Source organism: Bacillus sp. EB106-06-01-XG163 (genome assembly GCF_058791615.1).
Genome location: NZ_JBYTDS010000013.1, coordinates 13,877 through 36,026 on the forward strand (window position 1 = coordinate 13,877; position 22,150 = coordinate 36,026).

24 protein-coding genes are annotated in these 22,150 nt (G+C 47.4%); 15 read left to right on the forward strand and 9 right to left on the reverse strand.

What is annotated here, in order from left to right; all coding sequences use genetic code 11:
- From AC3WTF_RS14860 to nosA, 8 genes are all read left to right on the forward strand, one after another.
- Positions 1-1,741: MSCRAMM family protein (locus AC3WTF_RS14860; protein WP_492314293.1), on the forward strand; the 1,741-nt coding region annotated here is incomplete at its 5' end.
- 107 nt (positions 1,742-1,848) lie between these two features.
- Complete coding sequence (locus AC3WTF_RS14865; protein ID WP_492314294.1) at positions 1,849-2,502, forward strand: class A sortase; 654 nt, start codon at positions 1,849-1,851, stop codon at positions 2,500-2,502.
- Between the two features lie 240 nt (positions 2,503-2,742).
- The gene (locus AC3WTF_RS14870) at positions 2,743-4,347 is read left to right on the forward strand and encodes a sensor histidine kinase (RefSeq protein ID WP_007408482.1); all 1,605 of its coding nucleotides are present in this window, start codon (positions 2,743-2,745) and stop codon (positions 4,345-4,347) included.
- The gene (locus AC3WTF_RS14875; RefSeq protein ID WP_007610021.1) at positions 4,344-5,024 is read left to right on the forward strand and encodes a response regulator; all 681 of its coding nucleotides are present in this window, start codon (positions 4,344-4,346) and stop codon (positions 5,022-5,024) included. Before AC3WTF_RS14870 ends, AC3WTF_RS14875 begins: the two co-directional genes overlap by 4 nt.
- Before the next feature lie 12 nt (positions 5,025-5,036).
- The gene (locus AC3WTF_RS14880) at positions 5,037-5,999 is read left to right on the forward strand and encodes a tripartite tricarboxylate transporter substrate binding protein (protein WP_047935443.1); all 963 of its coding nucleotides are present in this window, start codon (positions 5,037-5,039) and stop codon (positions 5,997-5,999) included.
- A gap of 192 nt (positions 6,000-6,191) precedes the next feature.
- Complete coding sequence (gene citM, locus AC3WTF_RS14885; RefSeq protein ID WP_007408485.1) at positions 6,192-7,490, forward strand: Mg(2+)/citrate complex secondary transporter CitM; 1,299 nt, start codon at positions 6,192-6,194, stop codon at positions 7,488-7,490.
- A gap of 51 nt (positions 7,491-7,541) precedes the next feature.
- Positions 7,542-8,336 (forward strand): MBL fold metallo-hydrolase, encoded by a 795-nt coding sequence (locus AC3WTF_RS14890; RefSeq protein WP_020955495.1) that lies wholly within the window; start codon positions 7,542-7,544, stop codon positions 8,334-8,336.
- A 123-nt stretch (positions 8,337-8,459) separates the two neighbouring features.
- Complete coding sequence (gene nosA, locus AC3WTF_RS14895) at positions 8,460-9,551, forward strand: nitric oxide synthase (RefSeq protein WP_020955496.1); 1,092 nt, start codon at positions 8,460-8,462, stop codon at positions 9,549-9,551.
- Here the strand turns inward: nosA and AC3WTF_RS14900 are convergent.
- Positions 9,545-9,817: an acylphosphatase gene (locus tag AC3WTF_RS14900; RefSeq protein WP_015239384.1), complete on the reverse strand. Its 273-nt coding sequence runs from the start codon at positions 9,815-9,817 to the stop codon at positions 9,545-9,547. The genes nosA and AC3WTF_RS14900 overlap by 7 nt on opposite strands.
- Before the next feature lie 67 nt (positions 9,818-9,884).
- Between AC3WTF_RS14900 and AC3WTF_RS14905 the strand changes: the two genes are divergently transcribed.
- Positions 9,885-10,544 (forward strand): MOSC domain-containing protein, encoded by a 660-nt coding sequence (locus AC3WTF_RS14905; protein ID WP_015239385.1) that lies wholly within the window; start codon positions 9,885-9,887, stop codon positions 10,542-10,544.
- A 40-nt stretch (positions 10,545-10,584) separates the two neighbouring features.
- On the opposite strand, the gene AC3WTF_RS14910 is transcribed toward AC3WTF_RS14905, so the two are convergent.
- From AC3WTF_RS14910 to map, 4 genes are all read right to left on the reverse strand, one after another.
- Entirely contained in the window at positions 10,585-10,719 is a 135-nt protein-coding gene (locus AC3WTF_RS14910) for a YflJ family protein (RefSeq protein ID WP_003155609.1), read from the reverse strand.
- Between the two features lie 178 nt (positions 10,720-10,897).
- Complete coding sequence (locus AC3WTF_RS14915; RefSeq protein ID WP_003155608.1) at positions 10,898-11,053, reverse strand: hypothetical protein; 156 nt, start codon at positions 11,051-11,053, stop codon at positions 10,898-10,900.
- Between the two features lie 82 nt (positions 11,054-11,135).
- Positions 11,136-11,447, reverse strand: coding sequence for a DUF3243 domain-containing protein (locus AC3WTF_RS14920; protein ID WP_003155607.1), 312 nt, complete (start codon positions 11,445-11,447; stop codon positions 11,136-11,138).
- 56 nt (positions 11,448-11,503) lie between these two features.
- Positions 11,504-12,253 carry a type I methionyl aminopeptidase gene (gene map / locus AC3WTF_RS14925; protein ID WP_007408490.1) on the reverse strand — a complete coding sequence of 250 codons (750 nt, stop codon included), beginning with the start codon at positions 12,251-12,253 and terminating at the stop codon, positions 11,504-11,506.
- Positions 12,254-12,417: 164 nt separating this feature from the next.
- Between map and nagE the strand changes: the two genes are divergently transcribed.
- Positions 12,418-13,800 (forward strand): N-acetylglucosamine-specific PTS transporter subunit IIBC, encoded by a 1,383-nt coding sequence (gene nagE / locus AC3WTF_RS14930; protein ID WP_015239387.1) that lies wholly within the window; start codon positions 12,418-12,420, stop codon positions 13,798-13,800.
- Positions 13,801-13,926: 126 nt separating this feature from the next.
- Complete coding sequence (locus AC3WTF_RS14935) at positions 13,927-14,370, forward strand: YfmQ family protein (RefSeq protein ID WP_038463723.1); 444 nt, start codon at positions 13,927-13,929, stop codon at positions 14,368-14,370.
- Positions 14,371-14,410: 40 nt separating this feature from the next.
- Here AC3WTF_RS14935 and ltaS read toward each other — a convergent pair whose 3' ends face one another.
- Positions 14,411-16,348 (reverse strand): lipoteichoic acid synthase, encoded by a 1,938-nt coding sequence (gene ltaS, locus AC3WTF_RS14940; protein WP_020955498.1) that lies wholly within the window; start codon positions 16,346-16,348, stop codon positions 14,411-14,413.
- 245 nt (positions 16,349-16,593) lie between these two features.
- Between ltaS and AC3WTF_RS14945 the strand changes: the two genes are divergently transcribed.
- Positions 16,594-16,971 carry a DnaJ family domain-containing protein gene (locus AC3WTF_RS14945; protein ID WP_106080363.1) on the forward strand — a complete coding sequence of 126 codons (378 nt, stop codon included), beginning with the start codon at positions 16,594-16,596 and terminating at the stop codon, positions 16,969-16,971.
- Positions 16,972-16,980: 9 nt separating this feature from the next.
- On the opposite strand, the gene AC3WTF_RS14950 is transcribed toward AC3WTF_RS14945, so the two are convergent.
- The 3 genes from AC3WTF_RS14950 to AC3WTF_RS14960 are packed head-to-tail and all read right to left on the reverse strand — an operon-like array spanning position 16,981 to position 17,945.
- Positions 16,981-17,412 carry an Hsp20/alpha crystallin family protein gene (locus AC3WTF_RS14950; RefSeq protein ID WP_032867796.1) on the reverse strand — a complete coding sequence of 144 codons (432 nt, stop codon included), beginning with the start codon at positions 17,410-17,412 and terminating at the stop codon, positions 16,981-16,983.
- Between the two features lie 15 nt (positions 17,413-17,427).
- A complete protein-coding gene (locus tag AC3WTF_RS14955) occupies positions 17,428-17,670 on the reverse strand; it encodes a spore germination protein (protein ID WP_003155595.1) in 243 nt (80 codons plus the stop codon).
- A gap of 14 nt (positions 17,671-17,684) precedes the next feature.
- The gene (locus tag AC3WTF_RS14960) at positions 17,685-17,945 is read right to left on the reverse strand and encodes a spore germination protein (RefSeq protein WP_007408496.1); all 261 of its coding nucleotides are present in this window, start codon (positions 17,943-17,945) and stop codon (positions 17,685-17,687) included.
- Between the two features lie 270 nt (positions 17,946-18,215).
- Here AC3WTF_RS14960 and treP point away from each other — a divergent pair, with 270 nt between their 5' ends.
- The 3 genes from treP to treR all read left to right on the forward strand — a co-directional run bounded on the left by treP (position 18,216) and on the right by treR (position 22,130).
- Complete coding sequence (gene treP, locus AC3WTF_RS14965) at positions 18,216-19,631, forward strand: PTS system trehalose-specific EIIBC component (RefSeq protein ID WP_327948425.1); 1,416 nt, start codon at positions 18,216-18,218, stop codon at positions 19,629-19,631.
- Between the two features lie 75 nt (positions 19,632-19,706).
- Positions 19,707-21,392: an alpha,alpha-phosphotrehalase gene (gene treC, locus AC3WTF_RS14970; protein ID WP_047935445.1), complete on the forward strand. Its 1,686-nt coding sequence runs from the start codon at positions 19,707-19,709 to the stop codon at positions 21,390-21,392.
- Positions 21,393-21,413: 21 nt separating this feature from the next.
- Positions 21,414-22,130, forward strand: a complete 717-nt coding sequence (gene treR / locus AC3WTF_RS14975) for a trehalose operon repressor (protein WP_007408499.1) — start codon at positions 21,414-21,416, stop codon at positions 22,128-22,130.
- Positions 22,131-22,150 lie beyond the last annotated feature (20 nt).

Below are 22,150 nucleotides of genomic sequence, written 5' to 3' on the forward strand. Positions count from 1 at the left end.
GTTAAATACGGAGAAAGTGGAGTTTACCATCTCAGAATCGGCGGAAGGAAAGCCGGAGTCAACTGACGCAGGAACGGCCGTCAACTATAAAGGCTCTGTCCGGCTGACGAAGGAAGGTGCGGAAGGCCGAAACCTTGAAGGTGCAGTTTTCAAAATCATCGACAGTGATGGTAAAACGGTTAAAGAAGATCTGGTTTCAGATAAGGACGGAAAAGTAAAAACATCCGGCCTTGCACCCGGTCATTACGCCTTCATCGAAACGAAAGCGCCCAACGGTTATGTGTTAAATACGGAGAAAGTGGAGTTTACCATCTCAGAATCGGCGGAAGGAAAGCCGGAGTCAACTGACGCAGGAACGGCAGTCAACTATAAAGGCTCTGTCCGGCTGACGAAGGAAGATGCGGAAGGCAAGAAGCTTGAAGGTGCAGTCTTCAAAATCGTCGACCGTGATGGAAAAACGGTTAAAGAAGATCTGGTTTCAGATAAGGACGGAAAAGTAGAAACATCCGGTCTTACACCGGGTCATTACGCCTTCATTGAAACGAAAGCACCCGACGGTTATGTGTTAAATACGGAGAAAAAAGAGTTTACCATCTCAGAAACAGCGGAAGGAAAGCCGGAGTCAACTGACGCAGGAACGGCAGTCAACTATAAAGGCTCTGTCCAGCTGATCAAGAAGGATCAAGACGGAAACGTTTTAGACGGTGCAGAATTTAAAATCATTGACAGTGATGGAAAAACCGTAAGAGACGATCTGATGACAAAAGAAGGCGGCAAAATTGACGCCGGCGGTTTGGCGCCCGGAAACTATCAATTTGTTGAAACAAAAGCGCCGGATGGTTATCTGCTGTCAACAACCCCTGTGCCGTTTACGATTAAGGCTGAGAACAGCGGAAAACCGAATCAGGCTGCCCTGACTGCAGTTAACATCAAGAACAGCGTTGTTCTCACAAAATTGGATCAAGGTGACAAACGGAAAGTCCTGCAAGGTGCGAAGTTTAATCTGACAGATGCAAACGGCAAAGTACTGACAGAGGGTCTGACGACAGATGAGCACGGACAAATTATTGTACGGGGACTGAAAGCGGGCGAATATCAATTTATCGAAACAAAAGCGCCTGAACTTTACAGTTTGGATCAAACGCCAATATCATTCAAGATCACAAATACCGACATAAAACCAGTCGAAATCAGTGCGGAGAATACACTGACGCCTGGTGATGTCACACTGACAAAAGTGGATCATGACGATAAAAATAAGGTGCTGGAAGGTGCTGAATTCAAGATCACGGATTCTGCCGGACATCCGGTAAACACTGGCGGCAGCAAAGAACGGCCGGCGGTATGGAAGACGGATCAAAAGGGCCGGTTTACGGTGAAAGGATTAGCGCCCGGGCAGTATCGATTTATCGAAACAAAAGCGCCTGACGGCTATCAGCTGAACGAAAAACCAATTGAATTCACAATTGAAAAAGGACAGTTAAAAGCCGTTGAGGTCGTCGTTTCTAATAAGAAATTAAAAAATCCCGCACCTGGGAAAGACACACCGAATCATCAAACGAATCAAGGCGGGCATCATCCTGATACCAATGGTAAAACCAATCACTCGGATACAGGCAAAAACCTGCCGAAAACCGGTGATACGGACGGTATGATGCCGGTCACGGCCGGTATTCTGCTGCTATTAGCCGGCGGAGCCGCGGCTGTTGTATCAAGAAAGAAGAAAGCAAGGAATAGATAGACGTTATCGCACCTGATCATGTAAGAATCGATCAGGTGCTTTTTTAAAAAGAGAATCATTTCTCACCAAATACTCACCGCATGACGTACAAGAAAGGAATTTTCTTCATGGTTAAAAAAATGATCATTGCCATTCTTATTTTGTCCGGGCTGCTTCTCATTTCCTCACCTCTCATGAAAGGCTGTTTGATCGCGTACCTCAGTAAAAGCCAAATTGAATCGGAATTAACCGCAGAACAAGCGCGGAAAAATAACATGAAAAAAGCGGACTTTGATTTTGAATCCATTCATCCGCCCGGTTTCAGGGAAACAGTTCAGTCAAGTTTTAATCGCAAACCAAAACCGATAATCGGACGGATAACCATCAGCAGCATCGATTTAGACCTTCCGATTTTAAAAGGCACAACCAATGAAAACCTGCTGATCGGCGCGGCAACTATGCGTCCGGATCAGAAAATGGGCGAGGGAAACTACCCGTTGGCAGGCCACCATCTGAAGCAGGAGAACCTATTGTTCGGCCCTCTTTTACACATAAAAAAAGGCGCGCAAATCGTGATTACCGACTTTAGAAAAGACTATATTTATTCTGTAACATCAAAAACCATGATTTCAGAAATAGAAGCAAACGCAATTCAGGAGACAAAAGATAAAGAGATTACATTAATCACATGCGACAAGGCGATAAGAACCGAAGGACGCCTGGCCGTCAAAGGAAAATTGATTGATATTTCCGGTCATTCAAATGTATCTCGGCCATCATAGAGAAACACTTTTTCAACTGAATATACGTCCGCTGTTAAACATCCCGAGACTGGCTTCTGTCAGTCTTTTTTTGCGCAGCGATTATAAAAAGTTATCCTTCTTATCTCTCTTGAGGGGAATTATACCAGACTGCACTTTTTGAAAGAAATGACAAGAGAAAAAGATCACGAAAATTCTCAAAAATGAGAAATAAAGATTTAAAAAATGGTATGATTTTAGGAGGAAAGGACGGCTGGTGCTGTGTTGGAAGCGAAGCGGTTTTATGTCTCTCTGCAAATGAAAATCGCCGGATTAATTACGGCTTTATTAATACTTGTCATCGGAACGCTCACGGTTATATTTGCCTTTCAGCAATTAAAGGAAGGGCAGAAGCAGGCTGAACAGCTGGCGGTGCAAACGGCAAAAACCATTTCATACATGCCTCCTGTAAAAGAGGCGTTCCGGCTTGCGGATCAAGAGGCTTTTACAAAGTTAGATGTCATTGAACAAATGAAAGAACAGGCAGGCGCGCACGCCGTCTACATCACTGATCAAAAAGGGCATGTTGCATTTCATTCGGCCCGAAGCAGTATTCCGAAAGAAAATCAAAATCTGCAAAATAAAACCATCATGTTCGGCGGGTCACCGGTTTCCGACGGAATGAAGGCTGTCCGGGGGAGCGCCCCGGTTATTTTGGAGGAAAAAAATCATAACGAAGTCGTCGGAACGGTGACAGTCGAGTTTTTACAAGATGAGATAGAAAAAGATATGAAAGCGCATCTGCGGCATTTAGGCTATTTTGCATGTTTGGTGTTTCTTATCGGCATCGGGGGAGCGGCGGCGCTCGCAAAAAGCATCCGTAAAGATACACTCGGCCTTGAACCGCATGAAATTGCAGCGCTGTACAGGGAGCGCAATGCGATGCTCCTTGCGATTAAAGAAGGGATTATCGCCGTAAACAAAGAAGGCGCGGTAACCATGATGAATTTATCTGCGGCTGATATGCTGAATCTGCCGGAACCGATGATCGGAAGGCATATAAAAGAAATCATGCCGGGCGCAAATCTCATGCCGGTGTTGGCAGGGGGAGAATTACCGCCGAACGTGGAGGTGCGTGCCGGAAATAAAGTATTTATCTTAAACGTGAAAGAAATGAAGCAGACCGGACAAGTATACGGAGCGGTGATCAGCTTCCGGGAGAAAACAGAGCTCAAGAAACTGATTAACAAGCTGACTGAAATGAAAAAATACTCGGAGGATCTCCGGGCGCAAACGCATGAATTCTCGAATAAGCTTTACGCGATACTCGGTCTGTTAGAGCTGGGAGAATATAATGAAGCCATTGAACTGATAAAAGAAGAGTACGCCATCCAGAATGAACAGCACGAAATCCTCTTTCAAAACATTCATTCACAGCGGGTTCAGGCCATACTATTAGGAAAAATGGGAAAGGCGTCTGAGAAGAAAGTGAAGCTTTCAATAGATGAAAACAGCTTTTTAGAATCGCTGCCGGAGCATGTGGGTTCATCCCAGCTCATTACGATCATCGGAAATCTTATTGATAACGCTTTCGAAGCCGTCGCCGAAAAAGAGAAAAAAGAGGTCGCCTTTTTTATGACTGATATCGGCAGGGATATCGTCATCGAAGTGGCGGACTCAGGGGATGGCGTGCCTCAGGAAAAAACAGAAACCATATTTGAAAAGGGCTACTCTTCAAAGGGGACAAGGAGAGGATACGGCTTAGCCAATCTGAAAGAAGCCGTCAGTGAATTACAGGGATCGATAGAGATTTCGCAGCAAAAGAGCGGCGGAGCCGTATTTACGGTGTTTATACCGAAAGAAAGGCCAAAGGGGGAATCGGAGTGATTAACATCGCGATTGCAGAGGACGACTTTCGAATAGCGCAAATTCATGAAAAATTTATCGAACATCTTGATGGATTCAATGTCATCGGCAAAGCAATCAATGCCAAAGACACCATATCGCTGCTTGAGAAACGGCAGCCTGATCTGCTGCTTTTGGATATTTATATGCCGGATGAGCTGGGAACAGATCTGCTCCCGCTTATCCGCGGCCGTTTTCCTTCCGTTGATATCATCATTATTACGGCTTCTGCCGAAACAAGACTGCTGCAGGAAGCGCTCAGATCAGGCGTTTCCCACTATGTCATAAAGCCGGTGTCGGCACATAAATTTACAGAAGTGCTTTTGCAGTACCGTGAAAAAAGAGAATGGCTGCACTCACAGCCGGAGCTGAGCCAGTCCGTTATCGACATGTTTTTCGGAAGCGGTCAGAAAGAACAAAAACAGCTCAATGATCTGCCGACCGGGATTAATTCGATTACGCTTCAAAAAATCAAAAACGCGCTCAGGGCGGCCCAAAAAGGGATGACGGCTGAAGAACTGGGCGAAAAAATGGGCGCCTCCAGAACAACGGCGCGGCGCTACGCCGAGTTTCTCGTTTCTCGGGAAGAAGCGCTCGCTGAATTAGAGTACGGCATTATCGGCAGGCCGGAACGGAAATATTATTTAGCACATGAATAAGGGATGGGAGAAATGAAGCGGTTGGGAGTGCTTCTTGTCATGCTGGCGGCGCTGGTTTCTTTTGACGGACGGCAGGTGGCGGGCATCCGTTCAGCTGAAGGGCCGGTTGAAATTGTCGTCCCGGCGGCGCCTCAAGGGGGCTGGGACGTAACGGCAAAAGCTTTGCAATCGGTAATAGAGCGGAAGCAAATATTAGGCCGGCCCGTAAAGATCGTCTATAAACCCGGCGGAGGCGGAGACAGCGGCTGGAAATATGTAAACGAACGAAAAACGGATGTCATCAGTATGAATTCAAGCCTGCTGTTAAGCAATGAAATTTTGGGACAAAGCCGGCTGAAGGCAGCTGATTTTACGCCTTTGGCCATTATCGCAAAAGAGTGGCAGACCGTCGCTCTTCCGAAGGATTCAAAGATAAAAAGCGGAAAGCGGCTGCTCGGCGATATTAAAGCACATCCGGGCGGCATAAAAATCGGATTTGCGCCCGGCCTCGGAAATGATGACCAGCTCTCCTTTGCGAGAGCGGCGGAAATGGCCGGAATTTCTCCGTTTGATATCCGCTTTTTTCAATACGGGAGCAGCAATGAAGTCATTGAAGCTCTTATCAGCCACGAGATAGACGCCGCCTCAATGACCATTTCAGAAGCGAGAGACGCCTATCGGAAAGGGAAAATCACATTGGCGGCCGTTACGTCGGACAAAAGGCTCTCCGGCTTCAGCGATGTGCCGACATGGAAAGAGCAGGGGGTGCCGTTTGTCTTTGCGCACTGGAGAGGCATCATGGGGCCGAAAGACATGACCGAAGGCGAGATCGCCTATTGGGATCAGGCTTTGAAACAGATTACCTCATCCGCGGAGTGGAAGCAAATGTTGAAAAAACGGGATTGGGAGAGCTTTTATAAAAACAGCAGCGGCGCAAAACGCTTTTTAGAAGAGCAGACCGAGTTTTATAAAGAGATGATGAGCAGCGAAAAATAAGCCTTCCGCATATTTGCGGGAGGCTTTTTATTTATAAATGAACAAAATGAACGAAAAGGTTATAAAAAATTAAAAATCTTTAAAATCCAAAATATTTACTTCAATATCCAATTCTCATAAGATAGCAAAAAGGCGGATAAAGGGGATCGAGCCTTTAAAATGTAAGCGTATTCATGATAAGGGGGACATACTGTGTTAGCAATCTTAGGCTTTCTTATGATGCTTGTTTTTATGGTACTGATTATGACAAAACGGCTTTCAGTGTTAACGGCGCTCGTATTAACGCCGATCGTGTTTGCGCTGTTTGCCGGGTTTTCTTTTAACCGGGTCGGCGAGATGATGATTTCCGGGATTGAACAGGTGGCGCCGATTGCAGTCATGATTATGTTTGCGATTCTTTATTTCGGCATTATGATTGATACCGGTTTATTTGATCCGATGGTGTCGCGTATTTTAAAGCTGGTTAAAGGCGACCCGCTCAAAATTGTAGTCGGAACAGCCGTTTTGACCATGCTTGTCGCACTGGACGGAGACGGCTCAACGACGTATATGATTACGACAAGCGCAATGCTGCCTTTGTATATCATGCTCGGAATCCGTCCGATTATTTTAGCGGGAATCGCCGGTGTCGGCATGGGCATCATGAACACGATACCATGGGGCGGCGCGACGCCGCGTGCGGCGAGTGCGCTCGGCGTTGACCCGGCAGAGCTGACGGGGCCGATGCTGCCTGTCATTGCCAGCGGAATGGTGTGTATGATTGTGGTCGCTTATGTACTCGGAAGGATGGAAAGGAAACGGCTCGGGGTGATCGAATTAAAGCAGCCGTCCCATACAAATGAAACGGCTGCGGCTGCGGAAGATGAATGGAGGCGGCCGAAACTGTGGTGGTTCAATTTACTGTTAACGCTTTCTTTAGTGGGATTTTTAGTGTCAGGAAAAGTGAATTTAACCGTGCTGTTCATCATTGCGTTTTGTATCGCGCTGATTGTCAACTATCCGAAGCTTAACGATCAAAGGGAGCGTATTTCAGCCCATTCGAGCAATGTGCTTGCGATCGGTTCGATGATTTTTGCCGCAGGCGTGTTTACCGGAATTTTAACGGGGACGAAGATGGTTGATGAAATGGCCATTTCCCTCGTATCGCTTATTCCGGAACAGATGGGAGGTTTTATTCCGGCGATTGTTGCCTTAACGAGCGGTATCTTTACGTTTCTGATGCCTAATGACGCCTATTTTTACGGCGTGCTGCCCATTTTATCCGAGACCGCCGTGGCGTACGGTGTAGATAAGGTGGAAATCGCCCGCGCTTCGATTATCGGCCAGCCGATTCATATGTTAAGCCCGCTCGTGCCGTCGACGCATTTATTAGTCGGGCTTGCCGGGGTCACCATTGATGAACACCAGAAATTTGCGATGAAATGGGCGGTTCTTGCCGTTATCGTCATGACGGCCTTTGCGCTCATCATCGGCGCAATCACGATTTTTTAACATAAAACACCCGGTTCGTCGCACACTAAAGGCATCAGAGGAGGTGCCATGATGAGTGATCCGTTTATGCCGCTTTTTTCAGTGAGAAGCGGCGCCGGTTTTAAAGCGGCGGACGGCGTTTACGGACTGACCGTGCAGATTGCGAATGTTTACTTTATCGAAAATCCCTCAGCTCCGCGGGAAATCATTCTGGTTGACGCGGGAATGCCTCAATCGGCGGAGATGATAACAGAAGAAATGAAACGCCGATTCAAAGAGGGGTATCAGCTGAAGGCGGTCATTTTGACACACGGCCATTTTGATCATGTCGGTGCGATTGAAGAGCTGCTTGAGCTTTGGGATGTGCCGGTTTATATTCATGAAAAGGAGCTCCCGTACGTCACGGGGAAAGCGGATTATCCGCCTGCCAGGCCCGATGCGAAAAAAGGGCTTGTCGCAAAGCTGTCACCGCTGTTTCCGCGCCATACGATCCGCATTCCGTCCGTTCAGGCACTGCCTTCAGACGGTACCGTTCCGTTTCTTGAAGAATGGAGATGGGTGCATACGCCCGGCCACACACCCGGCCATATTTCATTATTCCGGGATAAAGACCGCGTTCTGCTTGCCGGTGATGCCGTGATCACTGTGGAACAGGAATCGCTTGCGGACGTTGTCATTCAAAAGCAAGAGCTTCACGGGCCGCCCGCCTATTTTACAGCGGATACGCAGACGGCGGCCGCATCCGTTGAGAAATTGGCCGAACTGGAGCCGGAAGCGCTTTTGACGGGTCACGGAATTCCGATGACGGGAAAAAACTACCGTGAGGATTTGCTTACACTGGCTGAAAAACTGCATTCCGTTTTGTAAAACACCTGCGAACATCACAGGTGTTTTTTCTTTGCAGTTTCCAGTATGATACAAAAAAACCATTGTGTTCACACCTAAAAACGATACAATGGGAAACAGATGTAAATTGAAGGAGAGAGTTTTTTGAAACATACGGAAATACTTTGGGATGAGGCGAAGGATTTTATTGATGTCTGCTATCAGGAACTCGGAATGGAATCGCAAATCAACGAGCGACTACACGCGATAAAAGATGAGATAGATCGGACGGGGAGTTACGTCCATACGGCGGAAGAGCTTGAACACGGGGCGAAAATGGCGTGGCGCAACAGCAACCGCTGTATCGGGCGTCTGTTCTGGCAATCGCTGAACGTCATTGACCGGCGCGGTGTGAAAACGAAAGAAGAGGTGCGCGACGCATTATTTGAACATATTGAAATCGCCACGAACGGCGGAAAAATTAAACCGACGATTACGATTTTCCCTCCTGAGAAGAATGGGGAAAAACAAGTGGAGATCTGGAATCACCAGCTCATCCGCTATGCGGGATATGAGACTGAAAAAGGAAGAGTCGGTGATCCGGCATCATATGAGCTGACGGCTGTCTGCGAAAAACTCGGCTGGCGCGGGAAGCGGACCGATTTTGATATTCTGCCGCTGCTTTTCCGGATGAAAGGGGACGGGCAGCCGGTCTGGTATGACCTGCCTCAGACGCTCGTGAAAGAAGTGCCGATCACCCATCCGGATATTGAAGAGTTTGCCGATTTAAATCTCAGATGGTACGGGGTTCCGATTATCGCCGATATGAGGCTTGAAATCGGCGGGCTGTCGTACAACGCGGCGCCTTTTAACGGATGGTATATGGGAACCGAAATCGGCGCAAGGAACCTTGCTGACGAAAAACGGTATGATATGCTCAAAAAAGCCGCTGCGGTCATGGGGATTTCCGCCAGCCTGAATACCGACCTGTGGAAAGATCAGGTGCTGGTGGAACTGAATAAGGCAGTGCTCTATTCATACAAAAAACACGGTGTCAGCATTGTCGATCACCATACGGCGGCGAATCAATTTAAACGCTTTGAAGAACAGGAACAAGACGCGGGCAGAAAGCTGACGGGCGACTGGACCTGGCTGATTCCGCCGATCTCGCCGGCTTCCACCCACATTTTCCATAAATCATATGACAATACGATTGTGAAGCCGAATTATTATTATCAGGACAAGCCTTATCAGTAACTGATGGTAAAAGTGCGGTACCCTTTCAGACGGTGTGATTCTTCGATGGTTACGCCTGTGACATTTGAGAAGGGGCTGCCTTTTCTGACTGCTTCGGCAAATTGTTTTAACGACTCTTCAGGACCTTCGGCAAGGATTTCCACCCGGCCGTCATCACGGTTTTTTACCCAGCCGGCTACCTTATGTCTGTCGGCTTCCATCTGGACGAAGTAGCGAAAACCTACGCCCTGAACCCGGCCGTCTGCAATCATATGATATTGAAGCATGGAAAAACCACCTTTTTCTTACTATGATAAAGGAAAGATATGAGATTTCGCAAAGGATGTGAACGAGGTGACGCAAGACTATTCTGTCTTATCTATCAATCTCGGAAAGCCCGCAATTCATGAATTTGCCGGCAGACAAATCAATTCCGGCATCATAAAGCGGCCCGCAGATTCTCCCGTCATGCTGTATAAAACCCATTTTGACGGGGACGGGCAAGCCGACTTGAAGCATCACGGAGGCCCCGATAAAGCGGTGTGCGTGTATCCCGCCGAGCATTATTCATATTGGGAAACAACGCTCGCGAGAAAACTTCCCGCCGCCGCGTTCGGGGAGAATGTAACGGTCAAAGGACTTGCCGAACAAGACGTGTGGATCGGAGACGTCTTTCAGCTGGGGGAAGCCGTCGTTCAAGTAAGCCAGCCGCGCCAGCCCTGCGTCAAACTCGCGCTCAAATATGGCATCAAAGATATGGTGCTCCGTGTACAGCAGACGGGATTTACCGGCTTTTATTTCAGGGTGCTTGAAGAAGGATATGTCGATCCGCGTCCCGTCCTCAAGCGTCTGTCGAGAGGAAAAGAAAGCATTTCCGTCTGGTATGCGAATGAAGTGAAATATCGTGATTCCGGCAATCTGTCAGCGATTGAAGAAATACTGCGGGAAGAAGCGCTGTCAGAAAGCTGGAGGGAGTCCTTCCTTAAAAAAAGAGACAGGCTCACTAATGTATAGAAAAAAAGCCGTGCTGCACTGACAGCACGGCTGATTTACGTTATGCTTGTTTTTTTGTTTCCAGCAGATTGGCAAGGAAGTACTTTTTGAAGCTTTGAAGCTTTCTTCCTTCATAGTGGGTAATTCCTTTTTTCTTTAACTCTTCTACATACCAGCCTTTACTGCCATAATGCATGTCAGAAAACTCCTTTCTCCGTTCTCCCGCTGGGGAGGTTTCTTCAGTTTTTGCCAAACTTTTGGCATTGTAACATCTATAAAAAGACGCTGAAAAGGGATAACGCAAAAACTGAGACTTTCGATTCAGAGATGTAAAGCTTTCTTACATATATATGTAAAGGGCGGTCTTTTCATGCTTAATGGCCGGTTAATTTTAACAGCACCGTTCCGAGTGTCATGATTCCGAAAACGACGCCGAAATAAATCAGCATCCCCTTCTTTTTCTTCACTCCGTAAACGGTGAGAATGATGCTTTCAATAAAGAAAATAAACCCGAAGATAATAAACCACATGTTGAAAAATGGCTCCTTTCCCAGACATATGTCCAGTGTAGCACAACTCTTATAACGGAGCATAAAAAAGCCGGGCACTGTATCAGTGTCCGGCAAGTTTGACGAGAAGCTGGGCCAAATGCTGTTTTTCATTGTCATCCGCAATGTCCCACAGTTCTTGTAAGAGTTTTTCTTCCGCATTGCGGGGCTCCTCGTGTTTGGCGAGATAGTCCCCGAGGATGGCGGCGCTTTTGATGATTTTGCTGTCATCCAGACCCAGTTTTTTTCCGGCGGAAATTTTCTGATGAAGGTACGCCTTAAATTCCTCGAAATCCTCTAAAATCTGCTGTTTCGTTACGCCGTGCATGGCGTGTATTTCGTTTTCGATTTTGATTTTTTCTTTATCTTTTTTCATGCGTCTCCCTCCTTCGGGTTAGTTGTTGTATACCTGTTTGGAAGGGAGATGAAACATTACAATGCAGTTAAAATAATCGGTTTGTCTTTTGTGATCACGATGGTATGTTCCACTTGGGCGACAAGGCTTTTATCCGGCGTTTTAAACGTCCAGCCGTCTCCCGCTTCAACAATCGTTTCCGCTTTCGTGGAAATAAACGGCTCAAGCGCGATCACGGTTCCGTTTTTAAACAGCGCGTTATCAAACGGATCGTAGTAATTCATGATGTGGTTCGGCGCTTCGTGGAGGTTTCTGCCGATCCCGTGGCCCGTCAGCGTTTTAATGACGGTAAATCCGTTGGAGCGGGCTTCATGGTAGACGGCTCTGCCGATCTGGTTTTGGCGTTTGCCGGCTTTTGCCTGATCCAATCCTTTCTGAAATGCGGATGCTGCGCAGTTACAAAGCTTTTGCAGACGTTCATCGCCTTCTCCGAGCACAAATGAAATTCCCGTATCGGAATAAAAACCGCCGAACTCCGCCGAAATATCGATATTTACAAGATCTCCGGCTTTTAAGATTTTAGAGGCGCTCGGAATGCCGTGAGCGACTTCGTCATTTACGCTGATGCATGTCACGCCCGGGAAATCGTATTCCTTCTCCGGAGCGGAAGCGGCTCCGTGCTCGTCAAGCACCGCCTTTCCGATCAGGTCAAGATCTTTCGTGCTCATGCCGGGCTCGGCTTTTTTCTTCATTTCTTCACGCGCCAGCGCGACGATTCTGCCGATTTTTTTAAGGCCTTCTAATTCTTGATCGTTCGTTACAATCATTGTCATTCCCGCTTTCTATTTTTAATCATCTGATTCAAGCTTACCACAACTGGTTTATAAATAGAAAACCAACAAGCCTTATGTGAATAAATGAAGGAAAATTGGTATAGATCACTAGATAACTTATGTGGTATATTTAAGAAAAAAGAAGGGGGATGGGTAAAATGCTTCAATTTTTGCAAAAACTCGGAAAATCATTTATGCTTCCGATTGCCGTTCTGCCCGCCGTTGGTATTATTTTGGCCATCGGCAGAGAGGACTTATTAAATATTCCGTTCATTTACGCGGCGGGGACCGCGGTATTTGATCATCTGCCGCTGATTTTCGCGATCGGAATCGCGATTGGGATTTCGAAAGACAGCAACGGGGCCGCCGCTCTGTCGGGAGCAATTTCTTATATCATGCTGGACGCTGCTGTAAAATCAATCAATTCGACAAATAATATGGCCGTTTTCGGAGGGATTATCGCGGGGTTAATTGCGGGATACACGTATAATCGCTTTAAGGATACGAAGCTGCCCGAATATCTCGGGTTTTTCAGCGGGCGCAGGCTCGTTCCGATTGTAACGGCGCTGATTACCATTATTTTGGCGGGGATCTTCGGATTTGTGTGGCCGCCGATTCAGTCGGTGATTACGTCTTTCGGGGAATGGATGATCGGGCTTGGCGGAATCGGCGCCGGGATTTACGGGATTTTTAACCGGCTTTTGATTCCGTTCGGTCTTCATCATGTGCTGAATAATATTTTTTGGTTCCAGTTTGGCGATTTTCACGGAAAAACGGGAGATCTGGCCCGCTTCTTTGCGAAGGATCCGACGGCGGGAACTTATATGACGGGATTCTTCCCGATTATGATGTTCGGGCTTCCGGCCGCATGTCTGGCAATGATTGCCGCGGCTAAGCCAAGTAAGCGCAAAGCGACGGCCGGAATGATGATCGGTCTCGCGCTGACGGCATTTATTACCGGAATTACAGAGCCGATTGAATTTGCATTTATGTTTTTATCACCGCTTTTGTACGGGGTTCATGCTATATTAACCGGGTTCTCTTTATTTATCGTGAATGTTCTCGGAATCAGGTCAGGTTTTTCATTCTCGGCGGGGGCGATCGATTATCTCCTCAGCTACGGCATTGCCGAAAAACCGCTTTTGCTGCTCGTTGTCGGGCTTTGTTATGCGGTGATCTATTTTGTCGTCTTCTATATGCTCATCAAAACGTTAAACTTGAAAACGCCGGGACGGGAAGATGATGAGGAAGAGGAAGAAGTGCTTAGTGAAGATACGGCCGGTTCCGTCGAAGAACATGCCATGCTCAAGGGGCTCGGCGGCAGGCAAAACCTTGAAACGATTGATCACTGTGCGACCCGCCTCAGGCTGACCGTGCAGGATACGTCTCTCATTAATGAAGCGGCGCTTAAAAAAGCGGGAGCAAAAGGGGTTATCAAAACGGGGAATAAAACGGCGCAGGTCATTATCGGGCCGAACGTCGAATTTGTCGCGGAAGAGCTGAGAGAAGCCGTCCGCCGTGACGACCAGAAGCAGACTTGAAAAATCCGGATCACCTAGGTGATCCGGATTTTTTTTGAACATATATCAAGTTTCACATAATGTACAAAAAACAACGTTTTCTTCTATGTTAAGATTCATGTAGAACAAGTATGGAGATGATGTAAGGTGACATGGATTGCAGTTGTTTCAATTGTTGTCATAAGCCTGATTAAGATTGTGCTGACATGCCTTCCTACCGGAGCGGTGGAATGGATCCTCCGCAAGTTTGAAACCCATTCAAAGCTCAGTGACGCGTCCGCTGCCGTTTCCCTCGGCGGAAAACGTCTGGAAGGCGAAGACAAACGCCGGGTGATTGATGATTTTAACGAAGCCGTGTTTATCGAACGGCATTATATATACCCAGGGGATGAAGAGCGTTATCTTCATCCGCAAAACGGAGCCGATCCGCTTGTCATTAAGACGAGAAAAGGAAAAAAAGATATGACGGTGTTTGTATACAGCTACGAAGATCATGTAGATGTCGTCAAACAGCAGAAAAAGAAAGTCGTCGCTTATTCAGTTCTTTCCGACAGCCTGCAAAAGCATTCTATGGCCTCCGCCGGGAGCTGAACATAAAAAAGCCAGATCATTGATATGATCTGGCTTTTGTTTATTCTTTTTGGTCATCGGCTGAGGAATCTTCACGCTTCGTATAATCGAATTGTGACGGATCCACTTTCTTGAAGCCTTTCGGCTGATAGAAACGAAGCAGATCGCCGTTGATGATCTTATCAGACATTTCGAGCTCAGTCTTGACAAGAGAGTCTTCTTTTTTGTCGACTTCTGAATCATCTAAAAGTCTTCCGGTTTTCGTATCGTAATACTTGCCGGACACTTTCGTATAGTTCGGCGAGATGAAGTCTCCGTTACGGAACGGAATGACTTCTCTGTGCTCTTTCGATAAGATATCAGAACCTGACATGAGGTAATCTTTCGTATCGACGCCGAGCAAATGAAGAACGGTCGGCGCGACATCGACTTCACCGGCAAATTTATGATTGCGGCCGCCTTTCACGCCGGGAGCGTGGATAAAGAGCGGCACCCGCTGAAGCTGGGCGTTGTCGTATTCAGTGATCTCATCTTTGCCGAGCACTTTCGCCATCGCTTTATTATGGTTTTCGGAGATGCCGTAGTGGTCTCCGTACATTACGATAATCGACTTATCGTACAGGCCGTCTTTTTTCAGGTCATGAAAGAACTGTTCAATTGATTCATCCAGATAGTTCGCGGACTGGAAGTAGTTATTGACGACTGAATCGCCAAAGTCTCCCGCCGGGAAGTCCGTGTCTTCTTTATCCATTCCGAACGGGAAGTGATTGGACAGCGTAATGAACTTCGTATAGAACGGCTGCGGCAGGCTCTTTAAGAGCGGCATGGATTCTTTGAAATACGGTTTGTCTTTCATGCCGTAGTTTTTCGTATTTTCTTCGCTCATGTCATAATAAGCGGAATCGAAAAACTTATCGATGCCTTCCGCTTTGTACATTTCGTTACGGTTCCAGAAAGTCTGCGTATTTCCGTGGAAAGCGGCAGACGTGTACTTTTTGCCTTTTAGGATCGCAGGAACGGACTGCAGCGTGTTTTGCGCTTTATTGACGAAAACCGAACCTTGCGAAAGCGGGTACAGAGAGTTCTCCATCATAAATTCCGCATCAGATGTTTTACCTTGTCCCGTTTGGTGGAAAAAGTTATCAAAGTAGAATGTTTGATTATCGTGCGCCAGTTTGTTTAAAAACGGCGTCACTTCCTTGCCGTTAATTTTGTAATCAATGATAAAGGACTGCAGAGACTCTAATGAGACGTAGATGACGTTTTTTCCTTCGGCTTTTCCGAAGTAGACGTTATTCGGCACGTCATAGTTGGCCTTCATATAGTTTTCCACATCCGTTACATCGCTTGAATCGGCAAGCGCGCGCTGGCTGTTTGATTTCACATTCTGCACGGCATCGTAAATCGTAAAGTTGTACGTGCCCAAGTATTTCACCAGATAGTTTCGGTCAAATGAGCGTGTCAAAAGCTCAGGACGGTCGGATTCCGCGACGGCGAGGTTGATCAGGAACATAAGCACGGCGGAAGCCAAAACGATTCTGAATGATTTCTTCGCCGGTTTTTCAGCCGGTTTTTTCATCTTAAGGGCCAAAATAATCAAAATGACGGTATCCAGGAAGTAGAAGGCGTCTGTCCATCTCATTAACGAGAACGCGCTGTCTCCGAGCTGGCCGCCGTTTGTCTTTGCCTGCATCATGACCGGGATGGTAATGAAATCATTAAAGAATCTATAATAGACGATGTTTGCAAAAAGCAAAAAAGACAATAAAAAATGAATCACAATAATGGCTGTCTGCTGTAATTTTTTCTTGAAAAGAAGCCCAAATCCAAGAAAGAACAAGCTGGAGCTCAGCGGATTCACAAAAAGCAATATTTTCTGGATCGTGTTGTCTATGCCGAGGTTAAAGTTTAAAATATAAGCGACATATGTTTTCACCCACAATAACACGACCGCTATCAAGAAGAAGGCAAGTCCTCTTTCTTTTATAAATGTTTTCATTGTTACACTCCTTTTTTCCGATCACGGTTTACACGGAACGATAGAAAAAACGAACGTAATCAATATACCATGAAACCAGCAAATAGAAAAGGTGGAAAAGGCTCATCGGAAAAAGGGCGAAAAACGCTGTCGCAACGGCGGTTGATCTGTTGAATGACAGCTTTAAAACATATAAATGGCACAAACTGGGATTTGTGTTTCCGTATGATCATACCCGGTTCTATTGAAAAAAGAGGTGAACAGTGATGGATATTGCCCATATCGTGGCTGAAGATAAAATCAAGCGCGCCATTAAGGATGGAGAGTTCGCCGACATCAAAGGAATGGGAAAGCCCCTGCCGAAAGACGATGCCGCACATCTTCCGGAGTCGCTCAGAATGGGCTACCGCATATTAAAAAACGCCGGGATCGCCGAGGATGAGGGCGCGCTGAAGAAAGAGCTGATGACGCTCGATTATTTGATCGCCAAGTGCCGCAATGAACAGGAGCGGGATCACCTGCGGAACAAACGGACGGAAAAACAAGTCAGACTCGACAAACTGACGGAGGAGAAAGCCATGTTCTCAAAACCCGTATCTTCTCATTATAAGGAGAAAGTGTACAGACGGCTGGGCCGCCCGTAAGCCGGCTCTTTAGATTTTTTTCTGAAAAGGAATGTGCTCCATAAGGCGCGGGCAGGAAATGTGGAGCAGGCCGTTTACGCACTGCGCCTGTAACAGGTGGGGCTCAGCCGGTTCAGGAAGCTCAATCGTCTCATCGATTTCCCCGTAATACCGGTTTTGGCAGACGCCCATGTTCTTTGGAAAAAGGGGTGTGATGTTTCCTCTTATATGCAGCCGTGTTCTTGACAGCAGCCTCAATGTCAATTCTTCTTCGTAAACGCCGGGCATTTCCACAATGACAAATGTGTGCTGTTCATCCTGATAAATATCATAAGTCAGGGTGTTTTTTTGTAAGGAGAAAAAATCTTCGGGAGATTTCCGTTTCAGGACATTGGTCCAAAATTCGCTGGGCTTGTGCTCGTTCGTAATCTCAAGCCACTTTCTCATTTTCTCGATATCCACTTCGGCAGAACCTCCCTATATTTGATTTGCGATCGGCATTGACGGGTTGGCGATCTGATCCTGATCGCTCACGTCAGGGTCAAGATGGCCCGAATTCAAACATCCGGCGGCCGGCGAAAAATCCCCTAAAGAAAAGTTCGCGCCGACAAATTTGCTGTTGGCGGTGTGGCTGTTTTGTACGGTCTGACCGATATCGACGTTTCCGTTTTGCGTTGCTCCGTTTACTTTTATATTGACGACGTTAATTTGGTAAGGCATTCATAAAAACCCCTTTAATCTATAATGGGCGGCACCGGCGTAATATTTGCGGTATCTGCGGTTCCGATGGCTGTCTGGTCGTTGACATCAGGATCATTTAACAAGTTCTCCATCATCGATTCTATAGGTGACGTATCGCCGAATGAAGAGTTCAGTCCTTGTGATTTGTTATTTGTGGTGGGACTGTTGTATGCCGCTTCCCCAATCGTAATAGATCCGTTGCCAGAAATACTGTTAATCTTCAAATAGTACAGGTTGATAACAGTGGATGGCATCTCTTCACACCTCTTTAACTTAGTTGTACAGTACTGTATGCTTTTTGTGCTCCTGTTGTGAATTCCGCCCGGACATGTTCCCGATAAAACAAGAAGTCAAGGCCCGGTTCCGGCGGGGCTTTTTTTGTTTCAGGGTCTTTCGCAGTATATTTGTGATGAAAGCGCTATAAAAATAGATTGACGACATGTATATACATCATTACAATAGAGTCATAAACATGTATATACAAGTTTGTAAGGCAAAATGAAAACGGTTACGGAGGGGTTGGCATGGGTGAGTTTAACCGGGCTGCGCGGCAGATCGCTGAAGCTGTCGGCGGAATCGAAAATATTGAGGCGGCGACTCATTGTGTGACGCGTTTGCGGTTTGCATTAATAGATGAAACCAAAGTAAACCAAAAAATGCTTGATGCAATAGACATTGTCAAAGGATCTTTTGCGGTAAACGGGCAGTTTCAAGTCGTGATCGGGCAGGGGACGGTCAACAAAGTATATGCGGAATTAGTGAAGGAAACGGGGATGGGTGAAGCGTCCAAGGATGACGTGAAGAAGGCGGCGGCGCAAAAAATGAATCCTTTACAGCGTGCTGTGAAAACGCTTGCGGACATCTTTATTCCGATCTTGCCGGCGATCGTCACGGCCGGGCTGTTAATGGGTCTGAACAATATCTTAACGGCGGAAGGCATTTTCTACAGCACGAAATCGATTGTCCAAGTGTATCCGCAATGGGCGGATCTCGCCAATATGATTAATCTGATCGCGGGGACGGCTTTCGCTTTTCTGCCGGCTTTAATCGGCTGGTCGGCAGTGAAGCGGTTCGGAGGAAGCCCGCTCTTGGGTATCGTGCTCGGGCTGATGTTGGTGCATCCTGATCTGTTAAACGCATGGGGCTACGGGGCTGCCGAGCAGAGCGGCGATATTCCGGTGTGGAACCTGTTCGGCCTTGAGGTGCAGAAAGTCGGATATCAAGGTCAGGTGCTCCCGATCCTGCTGGCGTCTTATTTACTTGCCAGGCTTGAGATCTTTTTGACGAAACGGACGCCGGAGGGCATTCAGCTGTTGGTCGTCGCGCCGGTGACGCTTTTGGTCATCGGTTTTCTATCCTTTGTCATCATCGGTCCGATTACCTTTGCGATCGGTAACGCGCTGACGGCGGGATTGATTGCCGTTTTCGGCCAATTCTCCGCCATCGGAGGCCTGCTGTACGGAGGGCTGTATTCGGCGCTTGTAATCACGGGGATGCATCATACGTTTCTCGCGGTCGATCTTCAATTAATCGGATCAAAGCTCGGCGGCACATTTTTATGGCCGATGCTCGCATTGTCAAATATCGCTCAAGGATCGGCGGCTTTGGCCATGATGCTGATTACAAAAGATAAAAAACAGCGGGGGCTTTCACTGACGGCCGGCATTTCCGCATATTTGGGCATTACCGAGCCGGCGATTTTCGGAGTGAATCTGCGTTACAAATTTCCGTTTGTGATCGCCATGATCAGTTCGGGAATCGCGGGGATGTTCATCTCCGTCAAAGGCGTTCTCGCAAGCTCGGTCGGAGTCGGCGGCGTGCCGGGGATCTTCTCCATTATGAGCCGGTACTGGGGTCCGTTTGCGATCGGAATGCTGATCGTGCTGATTCTCCCGTTTGCGGGAACATACGGGTATGCGCGGCTGAAACGGCAAAAATAGAAAACCTGCGGGGCGCCTTCTATCAGGCTGTCCCTTTTCCATTTCAATTCAAAACATTACAGGCGGTGAAGAAAAATGAAAACAGACAGCACACCATGGTGGAAAAAGGCAGCGGTATATCAAATTTATCCGAAGAGCTTTAATGATACGACGGGAAACGGGATCGGTGATCTGAACGGTATTATCGAGAAGCTTGATTATTTGCAGAAGCTTTTGATTGATGTCATTTGGCTTACGCCGATTTACGATTCGCCGCAGAATGACAACGGTTATGACATTCGCGATTACTGCACCATTTATGAAGAATACGGAACGATGGAGGATTTTGAACGCCTTCTCGATGAAGCGCACAAAAGAGGAATCAAGGTCGTCATGGATCTTGTCGTCAACCATACATCAGTCGAGCATCAATGGTTCAAAAAAGCGGTCTCGTCACCCGACAGTCCGTATCGGGATTTTTACATTTGGAAAGACGGAAAGGAAGACGGCCGGGCGCCGAACAACTGGGATTCAAAATTCGGCGGTTCCGCTTGGGAGCTCGACCCGGCGTCAGGCCAGCACTACCTGCATTTATTTGATGTGTCGCAGGCCGATTTGAACTGGGAAAATGAAGAGATGAGAAAACAGGTTTACGACATGATGCATTTTTGGTTCCGGAAAGGGATCGACGGTTTCCGGCTGGATGTGATCAACCTCATTTCTAAAGACCAATCGTTTCCTGATGCCGAGGATGGGCGTGACGGGCGCCCTTATTATACGGACGGGCCGCGCGTGCACGAATTTCTCCATGAGATGAACCGGGAAGTGTTTTCGAAATATGACAGCATGACGGTCGGTGAAATGTCCTCGACAACGGCGGACCACTGCATCCGGTACACAAACCCTGAGAATAAAGAACTCGATATGACTTTTAACTTTCACCATTTAAAAGTGGATTATCCGAATGGTGAAAAATGGGCGCTCGCTCCGTTTGATTTTCTGAAGCTGAAACGGATTTTAGCGTTTTGGCAGACGGAGATGCAAAAAGGCGGAGGCTGGAACGCATTATTCTGGTGCAACCATGACCAGCCGCGGGCCGTATCCAGATACGGAGACGACGGCGTATACCGGACGAAATCAGCCAAAATGCTGGCGGCGGCCATTCATATGATGCAGGGCACGCCTTACATTTATCAAGGTGAAGAGATCGGCATGGGCAATCCGAAATTCGATGACATCGGCTCATACCGCGATGTCGAATCATTGAATATTTACAAAAAGATGAAGGAAGAAGGCGTGCCCGAAAAAGACATTATCGCCATTTTAAAAGAGAAATCAAGAGACAATGCAAGAACCCCCATTCAGTGGAACAGCGGGCCGCACGGCGGTTTCACGACGGGCACGCCTTGGATTCCGGCGGCGGATGATTATCGGGACGTTAACGCGGAAGCGGCTTTGCGGGACCCGGATTCAATTTTCTACCATTATCAGAAGCTCATCATGCTCAGAAAGGAATATGACATCGTGACTGAAGGAACGTTTGAGCTGCTTGCTGAAGACGATCCGGCGGTTCTGGCGTACGTCAGACACGGCAAGGATGAAAAACTGCTGTGCATCAACAACTTCTACGGGAAAGAAGCGGACTTTACGGTTCCGTTTAAAGACACGGACGGCTGGCGGTTTACGGTGCTGCTGACGAATGATGAACCGAGGGAAGGGCGGCCGGAACGATTGACGCTCCGTCCGTATGAATCGATCGTTTATCATCTGACAAAAGCGTGATACACTAATCTGGGTGGTCAAATGAAAGTGAATAAATACATCACAATCTATAAAGATATGGTGCGGCAGATCGAAAGCGGCCAGCGGCAGGCTGAAGACGTTCTTCCGTCTGAAAATGATTTGTGCGATCAATACGGCACATCACGAGAAACCGTCCGCAAAGCGCTCAATATGCTGGCGCAAAACGGCTACATCCAGAAAATCAAAGGCAAAGGCTCCGTCATATTAGACAGAGAAAAAATGCGTTTTCCCGTCTCAGGCCTGATCAGCTTCAAAGAGCTTTCGGAAACGCTCGGAAAAGAGACGAGAACGACGGTTCACCGTCTCGGGCTGATCCTGCCTCCCTCAGAAGCCGCAAAAGAGCTTGGTACAGAAGCGGATGAAAAGGTGTGGGAAGTCGTCAGATCAAGACGGATTGACGGAGAACATATTATTTTGGACAAGGATTACTTTGTGAAAAAACATGTGCCTCTATTGACGAAGGCGATTTGTGAAGATTCGATCTATGAGTATCTCGAAGGAGAACTTGGCCTCTCCATCAGCTACGCGCAAAAGGAAATTGTCGTGGAGCCGGCGGGGGAGGAGGACCGGAAGTATTTGGATCTAGGCGGGTTCAGCCATATGGCGGTCGTGAAAAACCGCGTCTTTTTGGAGGATACCAGCCTCTTTCAGTACACGGAAAGCCGGCACAGGCTCGATAAATTCCGTTTCGTCGACTTTGCGAGAAGAGAAAAATAAAAACGGACTGCCGCGGCAGC